We start from the raw sequence: 21,551 nt of genomic DNA, 5'->3' as shown, positions 1-21,551 counted from the left end.
CTCAACGGTTGCCTTGCCGCTGCACGCGCTGCGCGCCCTCGACCTTGGCTCGGCCGTGGTCCCGCTCGGTGCTCGCGGCGCCGGTGGCGGTGTGCAACTGGTGCCGCTTCCCCGGACGTTCCATCCCCTCGCCTTGGCGACCCCGGGCGCCGCTGCCCGGGTTCCGCCCCGCCCGCGCCGACTCGCCGCCCGGATCGTGCTTGTTCTGCTTGTGGCTACCCATGGGCCGCGGTTACCCGCTGCCTTTACCGCTAGTCATGACTCTGACCCGGCCCGAGCCCGTGGTACGGACGTGGCGCGGCGGCCCCCGGGTGCCGGCGTCAGCGGGGTGCGCGTTCCCCGCGTTGTCGGACCGGTCGACTACCGTCGGGAAGTCATGGAGCCGCGGTTCGGCGAGGCGATCATCGGGCGGGAGCACCCCGCGGCCCTGCTGCGCGCCGAAGTGGACCGGGTGACCGCGAGCCACGGCGGCCTGGTCCTGGTCGCCGGCGAGCCGGGCATCGGAAAGACCACGCTGGTGAGCGCCGCCGCCGACGAGGCCCGGCGGCGCGGGGCGCTGGTGCTCGGCGCGGCCTGCTGGGACTCCGACAGCGCGCCCGGCTACTGGCCCTGGGTGCAGGTGCTGCGCCGCCTGGGCCGCCGGCCGGACGACTGGGCCCGGGCGCAGGAGGCCGCCGGGCCCGGGCTCGCGGCGCTGCTCGGCGAGGGCGCCGACCCGGTTGGCGACGAGCCCGCCGACGACGGCGGCCAGGCGGAGTTCGCCCTGCACGACGCTGTGACCACGGCGCTGGTGGCCGTCGCCCAGCCCCGGCCGGTCGTGGTCGTCCTCGACGACCTGCACTGGGCCGACCCGGCCTCGATGCGGCTGCTCCAGTTCGCCACCCAGCACACCTGGTTCGAGCGGCTCCTGCTGGTCGGCACCTACCGCGACGCCGAGGTCGAGTCCGGCGACCACCGGCTCCGGCCGCTGCTGCTGCCGCTGACCGCGAAGGCCACCACCATCACCCTCACCGGGCTGGCCCGCGACGAGGTGGCCGCGCTGATCCGCCGCACCGCCGGGCGTGAACCCGGCGCCGACCTCGTCGACGAGGTGCACCGGCGCACCGGCGGCAACCCGTTCTTCGTCGAGCAGACCGCCCGGCTGTGGCACACCGACGGGCTGGCCACCACCATCGCACCCGGCGTACGGGAGGCGGTGCGCCGCCGGCTCGACCAGTTGCCCGCCCCGGTGGTCGAGGCGCTCACCGTGGCCGCCGTGCTGGGCCGCGACTTCCACCGCCAGGTCCTCGCGGCCTGCCTGCCCGGGCCGGCCGCGCAGGTGGACCGGCTGCTCGACCGCGCGGCCACCGCCCGGCTCGTGCTGCCCCGGGGCGACGGCCGGTTCGCCTTCGCCCACGACCTGGTCCGGGAGACCCTCTACGACGGGTTGGCCGACGCCGAGCGGCGTGCCCGGCACGCCGCCGTGGTCCGCGCCGTCGACCGTTCGGCGGCGCTCGCCGAGCGGCTCATCCCGGCCGACCTGGCCCGCCACGCGTGGCTCGCCGGCGCCGACCTCGACCCGGCGCGCGCCGTCGACCTGCTGGTCGCCGCCGCCCGCGACGCCAGCGGCCGGCTGGCCGTGGAGGAGTCGACGCAGCACTTCCGCCGCGCGCTGGAGGTCGCGGACGAGCCGGACCGCCGGGTCAAGGTGCTGCTGGAGTTGGCCCAACTGCTCACGCACGTGGGCGGCCAGGAGGAGGCCGAGCGGCTGCTCGTCGACGCCGCGGCGCTGGCCCGCCCGCTCGACGAGCCGGCGCTGCTGGCCCGCGTCGCGCTCACCGCCCACCGGCAGGAGGCGGCCGCCCGTGGCCGTGTCGGCGCCGACGCGCTGGTCGGCGAGGCGTACCGGCGGTTGATCGGGGAGCCCGAGCCGGGCCGGGGGACGAGGGCCCTGGTCACCGACCTGATCACCGCCACCGAGACGCTGGCCCGGCACGGCCGCGACGACGAGGCGCTCACCTTCAGCCTGTGGGCCCGGCACGACACCACTTGGGGGCTCGGCACCGCCGAGGACCGGGCCGTGGTCACCGCCGAGATCCGCGAGGTGGCCCGCCGGACCGGGGACCGCGAGACCGAGCTGTGGGCGACCTCGCTGCGCTGGGTCGCGCTGCTGGAACTGGGCGACCCGCGCTACCACGACGAGCTCACCGCCTTCGTCACCGGCTGCCGGCAGGCGGACGTCGCCCGCCACCGGATGGGGGCGGCCATCGACAGCGGCATCATCGCCGGCTTCCGCGGCGACTTCGCCGCCGCCGACACGCACTTCGCCGAGATGGACGGGTACGGCGAGTGGGAGCACTCCGACCACGCCTTCATGGGTCAGCACCTGCGCTGGTGCCTGCTGCTGCTCCGGGGCCGCCTCGCCGGGGCCGAGGCCCTGCTCGACGGGCCGGAGGCGGCCGGCCACCCGCAACTGGAGCTGCTCCGGGCCATCACGGCCGCCGAGCGCGGCGACACGGAAACCGTGCTGCGGCTCGCCGCCGGGATCGAGGCGGCCGGCACCACGTACCCGCGGCCCGTGTCGCCCTTGTGGGTGCGGCTGCGGGCGCAGGCGGCGGCGGCGAGCGGCGACCCGCGGCGCTGCGCCGAGGCGCGGGCGGCGCTGGAGCCGCACCGGGGCCGGTGGTTGGCCGCCCTCTTCGGCTGCGACATCAGCGGCCCGGTCGACCTCTGGCTTGCCGCCGTCGACGCCGCCGAGGGGCGCTGGGACGACGCGGTCGCGGGCTACACGGCGGCCCGCGACGCCGCCGACCGGATGGGCGCCCGACCCTGGTCGCTGCTCAGCCGGGCCGGGCTGGTGGCCGCCCTGACCGCGCGGGGGCGGCCCGGCGACGCCGCCACGGCGGCCCGGCTGCGCGCCGACACGGCGGCCGAGGCGCGGGCGCTCGGCATGACCCAGGTCCTGCACCGGCTGGGCGAACTCGACGACCCGGCTCCCGTCATACCCGAGCCCGTGGCACGACGACAGGATGCGGGCCTCGCCGTTGCGGTGCCGGCACCAGCCGGAGCGGGTCACCCGGCCGACGGCTCGGCCGGTTCCGGCATCGTGAGCAGTCACCGGGCCGCCGAGGCGGAGCTGGTCGTCGCGCCGGAGTTCCGGCGGGACGGGGCCGTGTGGCGGCTCGCCTACGGCGGCACGGTGGTGCACCTGCCCGACGCCAAGGGCCTGCACGACCTGCGGCTGCTGCTGGGCCGGCCCGGCGTCGACGTTCCCGCGGTCGAGCTGCTCGACCCGGCCGCCGGCCCGGAACTCGTCGCCGCCCGCCGGCTCGGCGGCGATCCGGTGCTCGACGACGAGGCGAAGGCCCGTTACCGGCAGCACCTGCGGCGGCTCGACGACGAGATCGACCGGGCCGCCGTACGCGATGACGCGGCGAGGCTGGCCGCCCTCGACGCCGAGCGTGCCGCGCTGCTCGACCAGTTGCGTGCCGCCGCCGGGCTGGCCGGGCGCAGCCGCCGCCTCGGCGACCAGGCGGAGCGGGCCCGCAAGGCGGTGACCGCCCGGATCCGGGACACCCTGCGGCGGATCGACGAGCGCCACCCGGTGCTCGGCGCGCACCTGCGCGAATCCGTCACCACCGGGGGCACCTGCCGCTACCTGCCGACCGAGCCGGTGCCCTGGCGCCTCTGACGCCGCCCACGCCGGGGACGCCGTGCACCGTCCAGCTTGGAGGCGGTGGGTGACGACACCGCCCGGGTCGAGGGCGCCGGGCGACGGCGCCCCCAACCCGAGATCAGCGGCGGTTGTAGCGGTACATGGTCAGCGTGCCGAAGACGACCACGAACCCGGCGCTCCACAGCAGCAGCCACAGGGTGTTCGTGGCGTCCGTGGACCCGGCCATCGCGGCGCGTACGGACGCGACCAGGTGGGTGACCGGGTTGGCCTTGACGAACGCCTGGAGCCAGCCCGGCATGGTGGCCGGGTCGACGAAGACGTTGCTCAGGAAGGTCAGCGGGAACAGCACCATCATGCTGACCCCCATCACCGACTTCTCGCTGCGCAGCACCAGGCCGAAGAACGTCCACACCCAGGAGAAGGCGAACGAGAAGACCACCAGCAGGCCGATGCCGGCGAGCACGCCGAGCGGCCCGCCGCCGGGCCGGAACCCGAGCGCCAGGCCCACGCCGAGGATGACCAGCGCGGCGAGCACGTAGCGCAGCACGTCGCCGAAGATCATGCCGACCAGCGCGGCGGGCCGCCAGACCGGCAGGGTGCGGATCCGGTCGAAGACGCCCTTCTCGATGTCGTTGTTCAGGCCGACGCCGGTGTACATGGTGATCATCACGACGCTGGTCACCATGATGCCGGGCAGGAAGAACTGCAGGTAGTCCCGCGGGCTGTCGGCGAGCGCGCCGCCGAACAGGTAGGTGAACATCAGCACCATGATGATCGGGAACGCGGTCACGTCGAAGAGCTGCTCCGGCACGTGCTTGATCTTCAGCATGGCCCGCCAGCCGAAGGTCAGCGACGCGGACAGCGCGCCCGGCCTCGGCGGCCGCTCGCCGGGGGCGAGGACCGTCGCCAGCGCCTCGGCGGACGGCACGTAGACGGACGGCGGCCGCCCGGTCGTGGTCGCGGTGTCGCTCATCGGGCCGCCTCCAGTTCGTCGTCCCGCTCGTCGGTCACGGCGGGGTGGTCGGTCAGGGCCAGGAAGACCTCGTCCAGGCTCGGCTGGCCGAGGGAGAAGTCGTCCACCACGATGCCGGCCCGGGCCAGCTCGCCGAGGGCGCGCGCGGCCTGCTCGCCGGCCTCCAGGTCGGTGCCGTCCTCGCCGACCCGCGCGGTGAGCACGACCGGGTCCGCCGCCAACTGCACGGGCACGCCCAGCGTCACCCGCAGCAGCTGCTCGGCCCGGGGTCGCTGCCCGGCGTCGCGTAGTCGCACGTGGACGGTGCCGGAGCCGACCGACGACTTCAGCTCGCCCGGGGTGCCCTCCGCGATCACCCGACCGTGGTCGACCACCGCGATGCGGCCGGCGAGCTGGTCGGCCTCGTCCAGGTACTGGGTGGTCAGCAGCACCGTGGTGCCGTGCGCGACCACGGCACGGATGATCTCCCAGACCTGGTTGCGGCTGCGCGGGTCCAGCCCGGTCGTCGGCTCGTCCAGGAAGAGCAGGTCCGGGGTGTTGAGGATGCTGGCGGCGATGTCGATCCGCCGCCGCATCCCACCCGAGTACTTCTTCACCTGCCGCCCGGCCGCCTCGGTCAGCCCGAACGCGGCGAGCAGGCTCTCGGCCCGTTGCCGGGCCGCCGGCCGGCCCAGCCCGAGCAGCCGGCCCAGCAGCACCAGGTTCTCCGGCCCGGTGAGGTCCTCGTCGAGCGAGGCGTACTGGCCGGTCAGGCTGACCCGGGCGCGGACCGCGTCCGCCTCGGCGACCACGTCGTGGCCGAACACGCGGGCCCGCCCGCCGTCCGGGCGCAGCAGCGTGGCCAGCACCCGTACCGCGGTGGTCTTGCCGGCGCCGTTCGGCCCGAGCAGCCCGTAGACGGTGCCGGCGGGGACCTGGAGGTCCAGGCCGTCGAGCGCGCGGGTCGAGCCGAACGACCGGACCAGCCCGTCGGCCTCGACGGCCGGGCCGGTGTTCCGGTTACTCATGATCACTACCTCTCTTCGTCGGTGTAGCTCAGGAGACGTACGGGCGCGCCGCGCGGCCCTCGCGCAGCGCCAGGCCCCACCAGCAGAGCTCGTCGAGGAGCACCCGGACGTCCTGCCGGAGCTGCTCCTCGGCGCGCCCCGTCGGCTCGCCGTCGAGCAGGTCGACGCCGACTGTGTCCCGCACGGTCGTCGCGTGCAGGGCGGTGAACACGGTCCGCAGCTGGTCGACCGCGTGCAGGCCGACCGACCGGCAGCCGTACGAGACGAAGCCGACCGGCTTGGCCTGCCACTCGTCGTAGGCGTAGTCGATCGCCTGTTTCAACGAGGCCGGGAAGCTGTGGTTGTACTCGGGGGTGACCACCACGAACGCCTCCGCGCGGTTCACCTCCTCGGCGAACGACCGCATCGCCTCCGTGGGCTCGGCCGGCAGGCTGGTCGGGAAGTCGTAGCCGGCCAGGTCGAGCACGGTCACGTCCACGCCCTCGCGCCGGCGTGCCTGCGCGACGAACCAGCGACCGATCCGGTCGCCGATCCGCCCCTCCCGGGTGCTGCCGATGATCACGGCGAGTCGCAACGGCGCCATGCTCCCCTCCCCGCTGGTGTCGGGTCTCGACCCACAGGCGCCAGACGCCGGCCGACAGCCCGCCAGATCGGATCTGGCGGCGGCGCGTGTCGGGGGTGGCTGCTTCAATCGGCGCCGGATCGGAAGGGGAACGGCATGACGGAGGTACGCCTCGCGCGGTGGAGCGCCGACGACCTGGCGCTGCTGCGGCAGCTCAACGCGCCGGAGGTGCGGGCGCACACGGGCGGCCCGGAGACCGACGAGCAGGTGCTCGCCCGGCACGAGCGCTACCTGCGCGGCCCCGGCCCGCGCAGCGGGCACATGTTCACCGTCGGGCTGGCCGACGGGACGAAGGTCGGCAGCGTCGGCTACTGGGCGCGGGAGTGGCGCGGCGAGCCGGTCTACGAGATGGGCTGGGCGCTGCTGCCGGCGTACCAGGGGCGGGGGCTGGCGAGCGCGGCGGTGCGGGCGCTCATCGCGGAGGCCGCGGCGCACGGCGACCGGCGCTTCGCGCACGCCTACCCGTCGGTGGACCATCCGGCGTCGAACGCGGTGTGCCGCAAGGCGGGGTTCACGCTGCTCGGCGAGACGGAGTTCGAATACCCGCCGGGGCACCTCATGCGCTCCAACGACTGGCGCATCGAGCTGACGGGGAAGGGATGAAGCGGGCACGACCGATATGCCTCTTCGCGCGGGGGGTGCGGCACCGCCGCCGGGTGCCGGGTCTCGGACAGTGCGCGACCGGCCGGTCGCCCTACGCTGCCGGCGGCACATGACGCACGGGGGCGTGTCTCGTCGGTTGCCACGCGGGTCCCCGTGCGCGCACCGGAGAGGGGATCCCTGTGTCCGTCGCACGCCGAAGTCTCGCCATGTTCACCGCCGCGGTTCTGACCGCCGTCTTACCGGCCACCGCCGCCTCCGCCACGCAGGAGCAGGATGTCGGCCTGCTCCGGCTCACCGTGACCCAGCCCGACGGGGCAGCCGCCCGCGGCGCCGTCGACCTGGTCGCCACCGACGACAGCCACTCCGAATACCTGCAACTCGACGAGTCCGGGCAGCTCAGCGTGGAGGTGCCGGTCAACGACTACAAGATCAGGATCACTCCGGCGTACTACGACCCCGACCTGCCGGACGACGGGCTCCGCCAGTGGGTGCCCGGGACGACCGGTTACGCCCAGGCCGAGGCGTTCCGCGTGACCGCGGGGGGCACGACGGACGTCGCCGAGCGGCTGCTCCCGCCGAGCCCGCTCACCGTGCGGGCGCGGGACGCGATCACGGGCGCGCCGATCACCCGGGTCTGCGCGTACGCCGACGGCCGCGGCGGCAACTGCGACGACACCGAGCTGACCATTCCCCGGCTCGTGCCCGGCCCGCAGACGATCCGGGTCTACAGCGAGGACGGCAACCACCTGGCCACCGACGCCGAGGTGACCGTGGTCGAGGGCGACACCGCCACCGCGGTGGTCGACCTGACGCCCGCCGCCCACGTCGAGACGACGGTCGTCGACGCCGCCACCGGCGCGCCGGTCGCGGGAGCGTGCGCAACGGTCGCGCCCGCCGGCACCGGAGAACTGCCCAGCGTCGGCCCGCTCGCCTGCTCCGACGCGACGGGACGCCTCCGGCTCGACAACGTCGAGGCCGGATCCTGGAACCTGTTCGTCCGTCCGACGGGCGGCTCGCCGTACGGCGCGCAGTGGGTCGGGGCCAGCGGCGGCACCGGCGACCCGGCGAAGGCCCGCGCCGTCACCCTCGCGGCCGGCCGGACCGTCACGGTCCCGCCGGTCCGCCTCGACCGGGCCGGAACCATCACCGGCACCGTGACCAGCGCCGCCACCGGCGCGCCGGTGACCTCGGGTGAGGTCTCCCTCGCCCACTCCTCCGGCCTGTCCTACCTCAGCTGGGGCACCTACCTGGACGGTCAGGGCACCTACCGGATCGACTGGCTCGGCCCCTACCGCTGGCCCCTGCTGTTCACCACGTCCGACCACGCCCTTCAGTGGTCGGGCGGGGTGCCGGTCCGGGGCCAGGCGAAGCCGGTCACCGTCCGGGCCGGCGGCAGCACCACCTACAGCCCGGCGCTGAAGCGCGGCACCCTGGTGACCGGCGGGCTGACCAACCCGGCGGGACGCCCGGTCAGCGCCACGTTGACGTTCCACAACGCCGCCACCGGTGAGGTGGTCGGGTCGGCGTGGGACTACGACGGTCGGTACGAGGCGCGGGTGCTCGGCCGGCAGACGATCACCGTCGGCTGGCAGTGGGGCGGGTTCGCCGACTACGCCGGCTGGTACGACGGCGTCGCCGACGCGGCCGCCGCGAAGCGGGTCAGCGTCCCGTCCAGCGGCACGGTGACAGTCGACATCGGGCTGCGCCCGTTCCCAGCGGGCTGAGCACGCGAACGCCTGGTCGGGCGTGCGGGGCACGCCCGACCAGGGCCGGGGTCAGCGGGCCGTGTCGAGCCGGGCCCGCTGCTCCGCGGTCAGCTCCAGGTCGACCGCCGCGAGGCTCTCCTCCAGCTGCGCCACCGAGGAGAAGCCGACCAGCGGGATCGCCGGCACGTCGCCGCCCAGCAGCCAGGCGAGCACCACCTGGTTGACCGTCGCCCCGGTCTCGTCGGCCACCGCGCGCAGCGCCGCCAGCCGGGCCGGGGTGCTCGGCAGGGCGTACTCCTCGCCGAGGCGTTCCGGCTTCGCATAGGCGCCCTTGAGCAGCGGCGAGTACGCCACCAGCGTGAGCCGCGGCTCGGCCCGCAGGTAGCTGGCCAGGTCGGGGCCGACCCAGCCGACGTCGCCGTCCGGGTCCAGCTCGCTCGGCACGTCCGGTCGCCGGGCCAGGTAGCTGCGGTGGTACTGCAGCACCTCGTACCCGGGCAGGCCGGCCGCGGCGGCGAGCGCCCGGGCCCGCTCGACCCGCCAGGCGCGGTGGTTGCTGGCGCCCAGCAGGCCGACCGTGCCCTCGGCGACGAGTTCCGCGAAGCCCTGGACCGTCTCCTCCAGCGGCACGGTGTGGTCCTCGATGTGCGCGTAGAGCAGGTCGAGCCGGTCCACGCCGAGCCGTTCCCGGCTGCGCTCGGCCGACTCGCGGATCACCTTCGCGGACAGGCCCTCGGCGTTGTCCAGGTAGCTGGTGCCCGGGGCGAGGGGACGGGCGCCGAGCTTCGTGGCGATGACCACCTCGCCGCCGACGCCGCGGCTGCGCCGCCAGCGGCCCAGCAGCTCCTCGCTCTCCCCGCCCTGGCCCCCGTTGTGCCAGAACGCGTAGTTGTCCGAGGTGTCGATGAAGGTGCCGCCGGCCTCGACGTACCGGTCGAGGATGGCGTACGAGGTGGCCTCGTCGGTGGCGGTGCCGAAGAGCATCGCGCCGAGGCTGAGCACGCTGACCTCGCGGCGGGTGGCCGGGTCGGTGCCGATGATGCGGTATCGCATGGATTCCTCCCCGTCAGAACGGTGCCACCAACCCTCCACCTTCGAGTGCGCTCGAAGTCAACCGCTCACCAGGGGAGCACGCCGTACCCGCCGCCGGCGTCCATCTGGTAGCCCCAGAGCAGGCCGCTCGGCGCGTCCGCCGGCAGGGTCGCCAGGTGCACGCTCACCTCCGCGCCCTCCTCCGGGGTACGGAACCCGCTGTGGTGGTTGAGGTCGGTGGCGCAGTAGCCGGGGTTGGCCGCGTTCACCTTGATGGGAGTGTCCCGCAGCTCCTTGGCGTACATCGCGGTGATCATGTTCAGCGCCGTCTTCGAGGACGGGTAGGGGATCGAGGTCAGCGCGAACAGGGCGCCCTGCGGGTCGGTCATCACGGCGATCGAGCCGACCTCGCTGGAGACGTTCACGATCCGGGCGGCCGGCGCCCGGCGCAGCAGCGGCAGCAGCGCGTTGGTCACCGCGACCACGCCGAACACGTTGGTCTCGTACACCTCGCGCAGCGTGTCCAGGGTGGTCTGGCTGGGCAGCCCGGCACCGTCGGCCCGGACGATGCCCGCGTTGTTGACCAGCACGTCCAGGTGGCCGTACTCCCGCTCGACCAGCTCAGCCGCGGCGGCGACCGACGCCGCGTCGGTGACCTCCAGCGGCACGAAGCGGGCGTCCACCCCCTCGGCGCGCAGCTTGTCCGCCGCCTCCCGGCCGCGCGCGGCGTCGCGCGCCCCGACCAGCACGGTCATCCCGCGCGCGCCGAGCTGCCAGGCGGTGGCCAGGCCGATTCCCTTGTTGGCCCCGGTGATCAGGGCGATCGTCGTCGTCATTCTTCGAGGCTGCCGCCGGTCGCGGGCCGGCGGGAGAGGTCCGCCGAGGCTGGTACCGGCGGTACCACCTCCGGCGGCCGGCGATGCGGCAGGCTTGGGGCCGTGAGCACCCTGCGCCGCGACGAACTGGCGAACTTCCTGCGCACCCGCCGCGCCCGGTTGCGCCCCGCCGAGGTCGGCCTCCCCGAGGGGGTACGCCGCCGCACGCCGGGCCTGCGCCGCCAGGAGGTCGCCCAGCTCGCCGGCATGTCCATCGACTACTACATCCGGCTGGAGCAGGGGCGCGGCCCGCACCCGTCCCGGCAGGTGCTCGCCGCGCTGGCCCGGGCGCTGCTGCTCACCCGGGACGAGCGGGCCTACCTGTTCCGGGTCGCCGGGGAGGCCCCGCCGGACGCGACCGGGCCCGGCCGGGAGGTGTCGCCGGGCATGCGGCACCTGCTCGACGCGATGTCGGAGACGCCCGCCTACCTGGTCGACGCCGCGTACGAGATTCTGGCCTGGAACCGGCTGGCCGCCTGGTTCGTCGGCGACCTGTCGGCGGTGCCGGCCGGCGAGCGGAGCATGGTCCGCTGGATGTTCGGCGCGACGGTGCCCGAGTCGCACTGGGCCGACCCGGAAGTGCTGCGCTTCGCGCGGACCACCGTGGCGGACCTGCGGGCCGCGTACGGCCGCTATCCGGCCGATCCGGCGCTGGCCGCGCTGGTCACCGAGCTGCTCGGGCTCTCACCGCGGTTCGCCGCGCTCTGGGCGGAGCACGAGGTGGGGGAGCGGCGCCCGACGGTCAAGCGGGTGGCCCACCCGGAGCTGGGTCCGCTGGAGTTCGAGTGCCGGGTGCTGCACGTGCCGGAGACCGACCAGCGGCTCATCGTCTACGTCCCCGCGCCGGGCTCGCCGACCCAGGCCGCGTTCCGCCGGGTCGCCGAGCGGGTCGACTCCTGAACCCGCGATCGGGGCCCGGCGGCCGGGCCCCGATCGCGGTGGCGCCTCATCGGGGCACGTAGTCGAAGGTGTCCGGGTTCGGCCCCTGCCGGCCGGCCTCGCCCTTGTCGAGGCCGTTGATCCGATCCATTGACGCGTCGTCCAGCTCGAAGTCGAAGATCCGGAAGTTCTCCTCGATCCGGCTCGGGGTGGTCGACTTCGGGAAGACGATGTCGCCGCGCTGCACGTGCCAGCGCAGCACCACCTGCGCCGGCGTCCGGCCGACCTCCTCGGCGATGTCGACGATGGTCGGGTCGTCGAGCACCTTGCCCTGGGCGATCGGGGACCACGCCTCGGTGAGGATGTTGTGCGCCTTCCCGTAGGCGCGCACCTCCTCGTTGCGGAAGTACGGGTGCACCTCGATCTGGTTCACCGCCGGCACGACCGTCGCCTCGGCGGCCAGCCGCTCCAGGTGGGGCACCTGGAAGTTGGAGACGCCGATCGACCGGGCGCGGCCGTCGCGCTGGAACTCCTCCAGCACCTTCCAGGTCGAGACGAAGTCGCCGTCGTAAAGGGTCGGCAGCGGCCAGTGGATCAGGAACAGGTCGAGGTAGTCGAACTTCAGCGCCTGGAGGCTGGACTCGAACGCCTTGCGGGCGTCGTCCGGGCGGTGGAAGCCGTTGTTCAGCTTGCTGGTGACGAAGACCTCGCTCCGGTCCAGCCCGGAGGTGCGGACGGCCTGCCCGACCTCGGCCTCGTTGCCGTACATCTCGGCGGTGTCGATGTGCCGGTAGCCGACCTCCAGCGCCGTGCCGACGGCCTGCGCGGTGTCCTTCGGGTCGATCTGGAAGACCCCGAAGCCGAGCTGCGGGATGGTGTTGCCGTCGTTGAGCGGGATGTCGGGAACGCTGTTCGGGGCCATGGAAGCCTCATCTCCGATCGTCCGGGGTGCCCGGGAACGCTTCCACGCGCGGCGCCGGGCCTGCCACCAGGCTTCTCTACCCGCTCGGTCCGGCTCGTCACGGCCCTGGCCGGGGTGATCTGCGCAGCATGCCGGAGGGGGCCTGCCCGGCCGCTCAGCCGGCGGTCAGGTCGCGCAGCGCCAGCACCGACTTCCAGTTCCGGGTGGTCGCCACGACGCCCAGCTTCTTCTCCAGGTGAGCGTTGGTGAACTTGGTCCGCCCGTATCCGCCGTCGGGGAAGTGCAGGTGGATCTCGCGGCCGTCGACCGCGAACTCCAGGTGCTCCCCGGCCGGCGCGGCCAGGTCCTTGACCTTGGCCTTGCTGGGCGCGGCCGAGAGGAAGGCCACCAGCACCCGGGTCGGGTCGTCCTGCTTCCCGGCGTACGGGCTGGCCGCCACCACCGAGGCCAGCTCGTCGCCGCTGCGCACCAGCACCGGCACGCGCAGGCCCAACTCGTCGGCGAGCTTGCGCGCGATGCCCTCGGCCAGGATGTCGTCCTTCGTCGGCGGGCTGCTGAAGACCACGTTGCCGCTCTGCAGGTAGGTCTTGACGTCGGAGTGTCCGAGGTCGGTGACGAGGCGGCGCAGGTCGGCCATGGCGAGGCGGGTGGTGCCGACGTTGACGCCCCGCAGCAGGGCGGCGTAGCGGTTCATCGGGCCTCCTCGCCTTGGGGGGTCACGTGGCCCCAGCCTAGAACCGCCTGCGCCGGTCGTCCGCCCGCGAACAGGTGACTCGCGTTCGTGACATATTTGTGACCTGATGCTCTCTCCCGTGACACCGTCGCAAGTGGTTGCCTGGAGACAACATTCCCCTTGTCAGCTGCTGCCTCGCGCGGCGGCGACGGGGCAACTGCTCAACCGACGGCGGTGGCCGGAGCTGATCACCGCCTCACGGCAGGAGGCATCCGCGTGCGAATGAGACGACCGAGCCGGATCGCGGCCGCGGTGGCGGGCGTGACGGCGCTCGCCTTCACGGTCTCGGCCCCGGCCGAGGCGAACGACCACGAGAACCTTCCCGGCGAGCCGACCATCACGTTGCCGATCAACGACAGCGCGGCGGGCGGCACCTACAACCAGGACTTCACCCGGGTCTACGCCAACACCACACCGGACGGCACCCCGGTCTACATCTACGTCCCCAAGGGCACCCCGCTCGACGGCACCGCGCCGGTCGGCGTGGCCAGCGTCGACCCGCAGTTCGACCACAACCCGGATGACGAGTTCGTCCCCTGCGCCACCGCGACGGCCGCGCAGTTCACCCTCACCCAGGCGGAGATCAACTACGTCGGCGACAAGCTCGCCGACCAGATTGTCGCCGTGGACGAGGAGCACTTCGGCCCGATGGACGCGGCCGACCCGGCCGAGCCGGCCAGCGACTCGCTCGTCATGATCATTTACAACATCCAGGACGACGCCTACTACGACTGCGCCGTTGGCTCGTACACGGCCGGCTACTTCGCGCCGGACTTCATCGACTCCAACGGCATGAACGTCATCGTGGTCGACGCCCTGGACTGGGCCAACCGGGTCGGCCCGAACGACTCGCCGTGGCGCGACGCCAACCCGGCCAACGACCGTCCGGAGCTGTACGAGGGCACCGTCGCGCACGAGCTGGAGCACCTGCTCCACAACTACAGCGACCCGGGTGAACTGTCCTGGGTCGACGAGGGCCTGGCCGACTTCGCCATCTTCCTCAACGGCCTCGACGCCGGCGGCTCGCACCTGAGCAACCACCAGGTCCTCTACGAGGAGACCTCGCTGACCCGGTGGGGTGGCACCCTCGCCAACTACGGCGCCGCGTTCACCTACTTCCAGTACCTCTGGGAGCAGGCGGGCGGCAACGGCGACGGCACCTACACGCCGGACAAGCAGTACGACGGCAGGGCCGGTGACCTGCTCATCAAGATGATCTTCGAGGAGCAGGCCGACGGCATGACCGGCGTGCAGAACGCCATCGACGACTTCAACGCGGCGACCGGCGCGAACCTGCGCAGCGCGGCCGACCTGTTCCGCGACTGGTCGGTGGCCGTCTACCTGGACGACGAGGACTCGCCGATCTACGACATCAAGGCGTTCAACTTCGGCGACCCCGCCGACACCTCGTGGACCATCGACATCGCCGACGACGTCATCTGGGCGGGTCGGGGCAGCTACAAGGGCGCCACGCCGGAGGCCAAGTGGGCGCGGCTGAAGAACCGCCCCGACACGACCGCCGTGCCGTTCGGCATGTCGGTCGAGCGGTTCCGCAACCCCGGCCCGACGGTGTCGCTGGCGTTCGACGGCGACGACGAGACGGTGATCGCGCCGCACACCGGCACCACCCACTGGTACGCCGGGTACGAGAGCCAGGACGACAACATCCTCGACGTCACCACGTCAGGCGCGGTCACCTCGCTGGACTTCTGGAGCTGGTACTTCATCGAGGAGGGCTGGGACTACGGCTTCGTCGAGGCGCTCGTCGGCGGCAACTGGGTGACGGTGCCGGTGCGCAACGACGCCGGGCAGGTCGTCACCACCGACGACGACCCGCACGGCAACAACGAGGAGGGCAACGGGATCACCGGCACCTCCGGCGGCGAGTACTTCGTCGACGACCCGGTCTACGTGCACCTCACCGCCGACCTGCCGGCCGGCGCCACGGATGTGCGGTTCCGGTACTCGACCGACGCCGCGTATCTGGACACCGGCTGGTTCGTCGACGACGTCCGGGTCAACGGCGCCGCCGCGACCCTGACCTCGGCCGCCGGCAACTGGGTGACCACCACCGGCGTGCAGGACAACAACTGGACGGTGCAGATCGTCAGCCACTGCGACCTCACGCCGGGCGTCACCTCGGCGGGGGAGACCACCGACGGCGCCGGCAACTGGGTCTACCGGTACACGGGCGACCAGTTCACCGCCAGTGGCCTGCGGACGAAGTGCGCCAACGGCAACCAGGACGACTTCGCCGTCCTGATCTCCAACCTGCCGACCGGTGACCTCACCTACCTGGACGCGGACTACACCTTCCGGGTGAGCAACACGGGCAACAAGAAGTAGCGCTTCCACCCCGTCGGGCCCGCGCCGCACCTCGGTGCGGGCCCGACGCCGCCCGGGGCCCGGCCTTCGAGCGGGACCGAGGTCAGGAGTCCCGGTAGAGCGGCAGGCCGAGGCTGGTGCGTACCTTGTCGGCCTGCGTGCCGCCGTCGTGCGCGGCGGCGGCCCGGATCTCGCGCATCAGCGCCGCGGCACTGCCGGCCTCGGCCGCGAGCCGCCAGTGCCGCAGCGCCACGTCGTTCTCCTTGAGCAGCGCGGCGACCGGGGCCTGCGCCACGGCCGGCCAGGCGGTGGCGCGGAGCTGCTCGGCGTGGGCGGCGTTGGTGCTGGCGACCTTCCCAGCCAGGCCCCGCACCGTCCGCCACGGGCGGCCCGCCTTCAGCGCCTCCTCCAGCTTCGTCAGCGCCGTGTTGTACGGCGCCACGATGGCCAGGTAGCGGCCCTTCGCCTCCTGCACTGTCAGCGGGGCCGGCGCGGTGGGTGAGGGGGTTGCCCAGGTCGGCAACGCGGTGGTCTCGGTGCCGCCGCCGCAACCGGCGAGCAGCAGCACCAGGGCCAGGGCAGCGGGCCAGCGACGCAAGGCGGTCTCCCATCAGGCGGGCGGGGCCACCGAGTCCAGAGGTGACCCGGCGGCCGCGCCGGCCGCCGACTATTCGGCGACCGGGAGCACGACCTCGTTACGGCGCAGGAACCAGGGCTTCCACGGCGGGTCGAAGCGCGCGTACCGGACGGCGCCGGTCGGGCGCAGGCCGGTAGCGGTGACCGCGCGGCCGAGGGCCTTGGCCCGCCGCTCGAACGCCCGCGCGGTCCACCGCCCGGAGAACCGCATCGCCGCGGCGAGCTGCGCGGGGACCTCCCGGGTGCGGACCAGCGGGTCCGTCGGCTCGGGCAGCGTGGCCGGGGTGAAGCCGGCCGGCATCACGAACCGCACCAGCCAGCTTCCCGGCCGGTCGCCCTCCTCCTGGAGGACGGGCGCCGTCATGGCGATCCGCTCCGCGCCGGCGGACCCCGGTGCCACCGCCGTGACCACCGGTACCGCCCGCCGGGACCGGTTCGCGCCGGAGAGGTACCGGGCCAGCGGCCGGAACGCCGCGTTGCCGGCCGACTCGAACGACCCTTCGACGCGCACCTCGGCGACCAGGTGGGCCGGGTAGCGGCGCAGCTCGAACCCCGGGTGGCGGGCCACCACGCGGTACGGCTGCCGCTCGGTCATCGCACCCTCCCCGGCTCGGCGGTCCCACCGCCGACGCTACCGCCGCACGCCGTCCCGGTCCGGCGGACCGGGGACCAGCCGCCTGCGCCAGCGCCTCCGCCAAGGGGATTGAACTGCTGCCGGCGCGGGGCCGTACCAGTGGTCGAGGATGTGGTGCGGCCGGTCCGCCGCACCGCTGCCGAACTGCGGGAGGCCTGCCGTGCGAGTTGGTGAGCAGTCGACGGATCCCATCGATCAGATCCTGGGCGAGGTGCCGGTGCCGGCATCGCTGACCCCCGAGGATGTCCGGCTCGCGGTCCGGGCGGTGGTGGTGCACGCCGCCGAGGAGTGGCCCGCCGGACCGAAGTGCCGCAACGACGGTGCCGCGTACCCCTGCCGGCTGCACCGGTGGGGGCGGCGGGTGCTGGAGGCCCACGGCCTCAACGAGCGCCAGATCGACGCCCTGGTACGCCACGGGAACCCCTTCGTGCACGTGCCCTTCCCGTTCGTGCTGTCCGGGCCTTCGGCCGGACGGCCCGCCCCCGGCCAGTCCCCGCGCGGCCCGGCCGGCCGGGTCGCCGCACCTCCGGTGCGGCCCGCTCTCCGGCCCGGCGGTACCGGTCGGCCGGTGGCGCCCCCCGCCACCCGGCCGCGCTGGCCCCGGGCGAGCTAGCGACCGTTCCGGGTCGCGGCGTGGCGCAGACACGCCGAGCCGGAATGGTCGCCCAACTCGGCCCGGGGCACGGGACGGCGGCCCGGTCGCGGGGAGCCCCCACCCCCGCGCCGGGCCGCCGTCGACGTCGGGTCAGCTCACCCCGCAGTCCGGGGCGGACCAGGTGGTGGTGTTCGACGACCGGTCCTGGTTGTTCTCCCGGCGCGAGTCCACGTGGACGTGGTCGTCGTGGCCCGGGTATCCGGGGCCGAAGAGGCCGCTGAAGCCGTGGTTGCGGGCCGACTTGGCCACCTGGCACAGCGACCGGCTGCGGGAGATCACGTCGGCCGCGGTGCCGTAGAGGTGCTGGCTGTCCGAGGCGCCGCCGACCTGCTGGTTGCAGGCGATGCTGCGGAAGGCGCTGTTGACGTAGAGCGGCTTGTCGCCGAGGCTGCGCCGCAGCGCCTCCAGCTTCCACATGGTGCGCAGCGCGTTCTCCCGGGTCGCGGTCGGCGAGAGCGGGCCCCCGCTCCACCCGCCCTTGCCGCAGCCGTTGTCGAGTTCGGTGTAGCTGAAGTGCTTCGGCGTGCAGTCGCCGTCCTGGAGATCGTAGATCTTGGCGAAGGTCTGTGGGCCGGCGACGCCGTCGGCCTGCAGCCCGTACGCGGACTGGAAGCGGCGCACCGCGGCCGCTGTCTCGGGGCCGTAGATCCCGTCGACCCGGACGATGTCCCGGTAAGCGGCCCAGCCGGCCACGCGGATCTGGAGTTGCCGCACGTCCTCGCCGGAGCGCCCCTGGTAGAGGTTCCGGGTCCAGGTGTAGCAGCTGTCAGCATGAGCCGGTGGCGCGGCGACGACCGTGGCGATGGCGGCCCCGGGCAGGGCCAGCGCGAACGCGACGGCCGCCCGCTTGAGCGTGTTGACGCGCACAGAGTTCCTCCCAGTGGAGAGCGTTGTGGGGTGGAAACGGGACATCGACCGGGACGTCCCGTCCCTTCCACCGTGACAGCCGGCCTGGCGATTCGTGGCGAATAACCGGAATTGCTCTCGCGTTAGGTCCTTGCTGGTATTGCCTGTGAATTGCGGTGAATTGCGAAACGCCCATTCCTGCCTGGACGAAGCCGGCGACGGCCGAACCGCACGACCGTGACGGAATCCGGCAACCCGCCACACCGAGGGTGATGTCGTCCTGTCACCCCGGCCCGGTAACGTCTGCCCCCGAGGCCGGGCGTGGCCTCCGGGGCGACCTTCGCGGGCGGGGGAGTGTGGGCGTTGGCGCGTGGTGGCGTCTTCTGCGTCGAGGGGCAGTGGCACCGGGACCTCAACGAGCGCGGCTCCGTGCTGCCCACCCTCGAACTGCTCGAACGGCTGGGCCGGATCCGTTTCATCCACAAGGACGCCGCCACCCGCGACGAGCTCTTCTACTTCCTCGACCGCTGGCTGCTCAAGCAGTACGCCGACTACCGGGTCGGCTTCTTCGCCATGCACGGCGAGCCGAGCCGGCTCTGCCTCACCGACTGGGACTCCGTCGAGCTGGCCGACGTCGCCGAGCGGATGGCCGGCCGCTGCGAGGGCCGCCGCCTCTACTTCGGCAGCTGCTCCGTGCTGCGCGCCTCCGACGCGGTGCTGCGCGACTTCCTCGACGTCACCGGGGCCGCGCTGGTCTGCGGCTTCACCCGCGAGGTGGACTGGGTCGAGTCGGCCGCCTTCGAGACCGTGCTGCTCGACGTGCTGGCCAACGGGCAGCGGCACAACGCCGCCGAGCTGCGGATGGGCTCGGCGCACTGGGCGCCGCTCGCCTCCTACCTCGGCTTCCGGGTGATCTACGCCAACGGCCGCGCCTGGCGGCCCAGCGCGCGGCCGCGCGTGCCGGAGCAGGCGTCCCCGCGCCGGGTCGCCGGCCGTCCCCGCTGAGGCCAACCCGGCCCGCCTGGTAGAACCGAGACATGGCACGCAGCATCGCGAGCAACACCCGCGTCGACCGGGACGCCCTCATTGAGTTCCTCCGTCCCCGGCACCGGGTGGTGCTCATGACCACCCGCGCCGACGGCCGGCCGCAGTCGTCCCCGGTCTCCTGCGGCGTCGACGCCGAGGGTCGCCTGGTCATCTCCACGTACCCGGAGCGGGCCAAGGTCACCAACATCCGCCGCGACCCCCGGGTCTCCGCGTGCGTGCTCTCCGACGACTGGAACGGGCCGTGGGTGCAGGTCGACGGCACCGCCGAGGTGCTCGACCTGCCCGAGGCGCTCGAACCACTGGTCGAGTACTTCCGCAGCATCTCCGGCGAGCATCCCGACTGGGACGAGTACCGCGCCGCCATGGTCAAGCAGGGCAAGTCGCTGATCCGCGTGACCATCGACAGCTGGGGACCGATCGCCACCGGCGGCTTCCCCGCCCGGCTGGCCGACTGACCTCAGTACGCCGCGGTGAAGCGGGCGTTGGCGAACCGCGGGTTCTCGATCTCGTCGACGATCGCCACCGCCAGGTCCTCGTAGGTGAGCACCGAGCGGCCCTGCGCGTCGGTGACCGGGTGGTCGGTGCCGGTGCGGTAGTGGCCGGTCCGCTCGCCCGGGTGGAACTCCAGCGGTGGCGGCGAGACGTAGGTCCAGGTCACCCCGTCGGCCGAGGAGCGGTAGAACTCCAGGGCGTCGGCCTGGCCCTCGGCCGAGTCCCGGTACTCCTCGGGGAAGTCCGGCTCGTCCAGGTAGCGGGTGCCCTTCGGGGTCAGCAACGTCGCCCCGCCGCCCACGTGGATCACCCGGGGCGGGGCGGGCAGCTCGCGCAGGGTGTCGACCAGCGTCCGCGCGGCGTCGCGCCACAGCTCGCGTTCGCCGCCGCCGATGGCCACCACGAACACGTCGGCGTCCCCGGCCAGCTCACGGACGCTCCGGCGCGAGGTCGCGTCACCGGTCACCGTGCGGACCCCGGGCGGCAGGTAGCTGGTCGCCTCCGGGCGGCGCACCGCCGCGGTGACCCGGTGCCCCCGCTCGGCCGCCTCGGCGGCGATCCGTGAGCCCGCGGTGCCGCCGGCGCCGAACACGACGATGTCGCTCATGCTCCCCAGGCTAGGGAGCCGGCTGCCCCGACCGGTGCCGTTCCGACGAACCGACCCGGGCCTCAGTCGATCAGAGCCGAGTAGACCAGCTGGCGCAGCTGCGGGCGGAGCGGGTAGGTGCTCGACGGCATGAGCTGGGTGAAGAGCAGTGCGGTGACCTCCTCCACCGGGTCCACCCAGAAGGCCGTGCTGGCCAGGCCGCCCCAGTAGTACTCGCCCACGCTGCTCGGCACCCGGGACGGCACCGGGTCGAGCACCACGGCGAAGCCCAGCCCGAAGCCGACCCCGTCGAGGATCGTCTCGGCGAAGCCCTCCGGGGAGAACGAGGCCAGGTCCCGGTTGCCGGGCAGGTGGTTGCGGGTCATGAAGCGCACCGTGCGGGGGCCGAGCAGGCGGACGCCGTCCAGCTCGCCGCCGCGCAGCAGGAACTGGGTGAACCGGTGGTAGTCAGCGGCCGTGGAGACCAGTCCGCCGCCGCCGGAGAGGCAGTCCGGCGCGCTGAGCGCGTAGCGCCCGATCGCGTCGGCGCGGACCGCCTGGCCGGTGGCCGGGTGGGGGGTGTAGAGCGCGGCGAGGCGCTTGGCGTCCGGCTCGTCGACCCACCAGCGGGTGTCGGTCATGCCCAGCGGCCGGAAGATCCGCTCGGCGAAGAACGTGTCCAGCGACTGCCCGGAGACCACCTCGACCAGCCGGCCCAGCACGTCGGTGGAGACGCCGTAGTTCCAGCTCGTGCCGGGCTGGAAGAGCAGCGGCAGTCGGGCCATCCCGCGGGTTGCCTCGGCCAGGTCCGCGCCGGCCGGCACGCCCAGGTCGAAGCCCGCCGCCCGGTAGAGGCCGTCGACCACGCTGACCTGGGCGAAGCCGTACGTCAGGCCGGCCGTGTGGGTGAGCAGGTGCCACACCCGGACGGGCTCGACCGCCGGCACCGTGTACGGCTTGAGCACCGAGCCCCGGTCGTAGACCCGGACGTCGGCGAACTCCGGCAGCCAGCGGCTGACCGGGTCGTTCAGCTCGAGCCGGCCCTCCTCCCAGAGCATCATGGCGGCGACCGAGGTGATCGGCTTGGTCATCGAGTAGATGCGCCAGAGGGTGTCCGGCTCGACCGGCGCGCCGGCCTCCCGGTCCCGCAGCCCGTACGTGGAGGAGTGGGCCACCTCGCCCCGGCGGGTGACGACGATCTGCCAGCCGGCGAGCCGGCCGTCGTCGACGTACCTGCCGAAGTGCTCGTCGATCCGCGCCAGCCGGGCGGGGTCGAAGCCGATGCGGTCCGGGTCGGTGCTCACTGCGACGCTCACGACGCCG

At 73.7% G+C, this 21,551-nt stretch carries 21 protein-coding genes; 8 read left to right on the top strand and 13 right to left on the bottom strand.

Annotated elements, in window-relative coordinates; genetic code table 11:
* Position 1: 1 nt before the first annotated feature.
* Positions 2 to 223 (bottom strand): hypothetical protein, encoded by a 222-nt coding sequence (locus FXF50_RS11620; protein ID WP_148427219.1) that lies wholly within the window; start codon positions 221 to 223, stop codon positions 2 to 4.
* Positions 224 to 376: 153 nt separating this feature from the next.
* Here FXF50_RS11620 and FXF50_RS11615 point away from each other — a divergent pair, with 153 nt between their 5' ends.
* The gene (locus FXF50_RS11615; protein WP_148427218.1) at positions 377 to 3,670 is read left to right on the top strand and encodes an AAA family ATPase; all 3,294 of its coding nucleotides are present in this window, start codon (positions 377 to 379) and stop codon (positions 3,668 to 3,670) included.
* Positions 3,671 to 3,773: 103 nt separating this feature from the next.
* Here the strand turns inward: FXF50_RS11615 and FXF50_RS11610 are convergent, their stop codons facing one another.
* Genes FXF50_RS11610 through FXF50_RS11600 form a run of 3 tightly spaced genes read right to left on the bottom strand, consistent with a single transcriptional unit; the run spans position 3,774 to position 6,218 of the window.
* On the bottom strand, positions 3,774 to 4,628 hold the full coding sequence (locus FXF50_RS11610; protein WP_148427217.1) for an ABC transporter permease: 855 nt from the start codon (positions 4,626 to 4,628) through the stop codon (positions 3,774 to 3,776).
* Positions 4,625 to 5,635 carry an ATP-binding cassette domain-containing protein gene (locus FXF50_RS11605; protein WP_148427216.1) on the bottom strand — a complete coding sequence of 337 codons (1,011 nt, stop codon included), beginning with the start codon at positions 5,633 to 5,635 and terminating at the stop codon, positions 4,625 to 4,627. The genes FXF50_RS11610 and FXF50_RS11605 overlap by 4 nt, the downstream gene beginning before the upstream one ends.
* A 28-nt stretch (positions 5,636 to 5,663) precedes the next feature.
* Positions 5,664 to 6,218 (bottom strand): NADPH-dependent FMN reductase, encoded by a 555-nt coding sequence (locus tag FXF50_RS11600; RefSeq protein ID WP_148427215.1) that lies wholly within the window; start codon positions 6,216 to 6,218, stop codon positions 5,664 to 5,666.
* Between the two features lie 135 nt (positions 6,219 to 6,353).
* On the opposite strand from FXF50_RS11600, the gene FXF50_RS11595 reads away from it, so the two are divergent.
* Both FXF50_RS11595 and FXF50_RS11590 read left to right on the top strand, forming a co-directional pair.
* Positions 6,354 to 6,860, top strand: coding sequence for a GNAT family N-acetyltransferase (locus FXF50_RS11595; RefSeq protein ID WP_148427214.1), 507 nt, complete (start codon positions 6,354 to 6,356; stop codon positions 6,858 to 6,860).
* 179 nt (positions 6,861 to 7,039) lie between these two features.
* Positions 7,040 to 8,584 carry a hypothetical protein gene (locus FXF50_RS11590; RefSeq protein WP_148427213.1) on the top strand — a complete coding sequence of 515 codons (1,545 nt, stop codon included), beginning with the start codon at positions 7,040 to 7,042 and terminating at the stop codon, positions 8,582 to 8,584.
* A gap of 51 nt (positions 8,585 to 8,635) precedes the next feature.
* Here the strand turns inward: FXF50_RS11590 and FXF50_RS11585 are convergent, their stop codons facing one another.
* Positions 8,636 to 9,619 carry an aldo/keto reductase gene (locus FXF50_RS11585; RefSeq protein ID WP_148427212.1) on the bottom strand — a complete coding sequence of 328 codons (984 nt, stop codon included), beginning with the start codon at positions 9,617 to 9,619 and terminating at the stop codon, positions 8,636 to 8,638.
* A gap of 65 nt (positions 9,620 to 9,684) precedes the next feature.
* The gene (locus FXF50_RS11580) at positions 9,685 to 10,434 is read right to left on the bottom strand and encodes an SDR family oxidoreductase (protein ID WP_148427211.1); all 750 of its coding nucleotides are present in this window, start codon (positions 10,432 to 10,434) and stop codon (positions 9,685 to 9,687) included.
* Positions 10,435 to 10,536: 102 nt separating this feature from the next.
* Here FXF50_RS11580 and FXF50_RS11575 point away from each other — a divergent pair, with 102 nt between their 5' ends.
* Positions 10,537 to 11,373, top strand: a complete 837-nt coding sequence (locus tag FXF50_RS11575; RefSeq protein ID WP_255509994.1) for a helix-turn-helix transcriptional regulator — start codon at positions 10,537 to 10,539, stop codon at positions 11,371 to 11,373.
* A 46-nt stretch (positions 11,374 to 11,419) separates the two neighbouring features.
* Here FXF50_RS11575 and FXF50_RS11570 read toward each other — a convergent pair whose 3' ends face one another.
* Together FXF50_RS11570 and FXF50_RS11565 are read right to left on the bottom strand one after the other, a co-directional pair.
* Entirely contained in the window at positions 11,420 to 12,274 is an 855-nt protein-coding gene (locus tag FXF50_RS11570) for an aldo/keto reductase (RefSeq protein ID WP_148427210.1), read from the bottom strand.
* A gap of 154 nt (positions 12,275 to 12,428) precedes the next feature.
* Positions 12,429 to 12,968: a DUF1697 domain-containing protein gene (locus FXF50_RS11565; protein ID WP_148427209.1), complete on the bottom strand. Its 540-nt coding sequence runs from the start codon at positions 12,966 to 12,968 to the stop codon at positions 12,429 to 12,431.
* Between the two features lie 261 nt (positions 12,969 to 13,229).
* Between FXF50_RS11565 and FXF50_RS11560 the strand changes: the two genes are divergently transcribed.
* A complete protein-coding gene (locus tag FXF50_RS11560) occupies positions 13,230 to 15,353 on the top strand; it encodes a hypothetical protein (RefSeq protein ID WP_187399627.1) in 2,124 nt (707 codons plus the stop codon).
* An 82-nt stretch (positions 15,354 to 15,435) separates the two neighbouring features.
* On the opposite strand, the gene FXF50_RS11555 is transcribed toward FXF50_RS11560, so the two are convergent.
* Both FXF50_RS11555 and FXF50_RS11550 read right to left on the bottom strand, forming a co-directional pair.
* Complete coding sequence (locus tag FXF50_RS11555; RefSeq protein WP_148427207.1) at positions 15,436 to 15,930, bottom strand: hypothetical protein; 495 nt, start codon at positions 15,928 to 15,930, stop codon at positions 15,436 to 15,438.
* 69 nt (positions 15,931 to 15,999) lie between these two features.
* Positions 16,000 to 16,563, bottom strand: a complete 564-nt coding sequence (locus FXF50_RS11550) for a heme-binding protein (protein WP_148427206.1) — start codon at positions 16,561 to 16,563, stop codon at positions 16,000 to 16,002.
* Positions 16,564 to 16,762: 199 nt separating this feature from the next.
* On the opposite strand from FXF50_RS11550, the gene FXF50_RS11545 reads away from it, so the two are divergent.
* Positions 16,763 to 17,215 (top strand): hypothetical protein, encoded by a 453-nt coding sequence (locus tag FXF50_RS11545; RefSeq protein WP_148427205.1) that lies wholly within the window; start codon positions 16,763 to 16,765, stop codon positions 17,213 to 17,215.
* Positions 17,216 to 17,347: 132 nt separating this feature from the next.
* Here the strand turns inward: FXF50_RS11545 and FXF50_RS11540 are convergent, their stop codons facing one another.
* The gene (locus tag FXF50_RS11540; RefSeq protein ID WP_148427204.1) at positions 17,348 to 18,124 is read right to left on the bottom strand and encodes a D-Ala-D-Ala carboxypeptidase family metallohydrolase; all 777 of its coding nucleotides are present in this window, start codon (positions 18,122 to 18,124) and stop codon (positions 17,348 to 17,350) included.
* 342 nt (positions 18,125 to 18,466) lie between these two features.
* On the opposite strand from FXF50_RS11540, the gene FXF50_RS11535 reads away from it, so the two are divergent.
* The gene (locus FXF50_RS11535; RefSeq protein ID WP_148427203.1) at positions 18,467 to 19,108 is read left to right on the top strand and encodes a DUF6642 family protein; all 642 of its coding nucleotides are present in this window, start codon (positions 18,467 to 18,469) and stop codon (positions 19,106 to 19,108) included.
* A 32-nt stretch (positions 19,109 to 19,140) separates the two neighbouring features.
* Complete coding sequence (locus FXF50_RS11530) at positions 19,141 to 19,605, top strand: PPOX class F420-dependent oxidoreductase (RefSeq protein WP_148427202.1); 465 nt, start codon at positions 19,141 to 19,143, stop codon at positions 19,603 to 19,605.
* A 2-nt stretch (positions 19,606 to 19,607) separates the two neighbouring features.
* Here FXF50_RS11530 and FXF50_RS11525 read toward each other — a convergent pair whose 3' ends face one another.
* Together FXF50_RS11525 and FXF50_RS11520 are read right to left on the bottom strand one after the other, a co-directional pair.
* Positions 19,608 to 20,249, bottom strand: a complete 642-nt coding sequence (locus FXF50_RS11525) for an NAD(P)-dependent oxidoreductase (RefSeq protein ID WP_148427201.1) — start codon at positions 20,247 to 20,249, stop codon at positions 19,608 to 19,610.
* A 62-nt stretch (positions 20,250 to 20,311) separates the two neighbouring features.
* Positions 20,312 to 21,544: a serine hydrolase gene (locus FXF50_RS11520; RefSeq protein WP_148427200.1), complete on the bottom strand. Its 1,233-nt coding sequence runs from the start codon at positions 21,542 to 21,544 to the stop codon at positions 20,312 to 20,314.
* Positions 21,545 to 21,551 lie beyond the last annotated feature (7 nt).

Source organism: Micromonospora sp. AP08 (assembly GCF_008085935.1).
GTDB classification, from domain to species: domain Bacteria; phylum Actinomycetota; class Actinomycetes; order Mycobacteriales; family Micromonosporaceae; genus Micromonospora; species Micromonospora chersina.
Note: the sequence above shows the minus strand (reverse complement) of the source record. Positions and strands in the feature narration are given on the sequence as shown.

Coding starts and splice junctions, on each gene's coding strand:
- FXF50_RS11565 (WP_148427209.1), bottom strand. CDS start 12,968: ATGAACCGCTACGCCGCCCTGCTGCGGGGCGTCAACGTCGGCACCACC.
- FXF50_RS11600 (WP_148427215.1), bottom strand. CDS start 6,218: ATGGCGCCGTTGCGACTCGCCGTGATCATCGGCAGCACCCGGGAGGGG.
- FXF50_RS11615 (WP_148427218.1), top strand. CDS start 377: ATGGAGCCGCGGTTCGGCGAGGCGATCATCGGGCGGGAGCACCCCGCG.
- FXF50_RS11580 (WP_148427211.1), bottom strand. CDS start 10,434: ATGACGACGACGATCGCCCTGATCACCGGGGCCAACAAGGGAATCGGC.
- FXF50_RS11550 (WP_148427206.1), bottom strand. CDS start 16,563: ATGACCGAGCGGCAGCCGTACCGCGTGGTGGCCCGCCACCCGGGGTTC.
- FXF50_RS11585 (WP_148427212.1), bottom strand. CDS start 9,619: ATGCGATACCGCATCATCGGCACCGACCCGGCCACCCGCCGCGAGGTC.
- FXF50_RS11610 (WP_148427217.1), bottom strand. CDS start 4,628: ATGAGCGACACCGCGACCACGACCGGGCGGCCGCCGTCCGTCTACGTG.
- FXF50_RS11605 (WP_148427216.1), bottom strand. CDS start 5,635: ATGAGTAACCGGAACACCGGCCCGGCCGTCGAGGCCGACGGGCTGGTC.
- FXF50_RS11560 (WP_187399627.1), top strand. CDS start 13,230: ATGAGACGACCGAGCCGGATCGCGGCCGCGGTGGCGGGCGTGACGGCG.
- FXF50_RS11620 (WP_148427219.1), bottom strand. CDS start 223: ATGGGTAGCCACAAGCAGAACAAGCACGATCCGGGCGGCGAGTCGGCG.
- FXF50_RS11595 (WP_148427214.1), top strand. CDS start 6,354: ATGACGGAGGTACGCCTCGCGCGGTGGAGCGCCGACGACCTGGCGCTG.
- FXF50_RS11530 (WP_148427202.1), top strand. CDS start 19,141: ATGGCACGCAGCATCGCGAGCAACACCCGCGTCGACCGGGACGCCCTC.
- FXF50_RS11525 (WP_148427201.1), bottom strand. CDS start 20,249: ATGAGCGACATCGTCGTGTTCGGCGCCGGCGGCACCGCGGGCTCACGG.
- FXF50_RS11570 (WP_148427210.1), bottom strand. CDS start 12,274: ATGGCCCCGAACAGCGTTCCCGACATCCCGCTCAACGACGGCAACACC.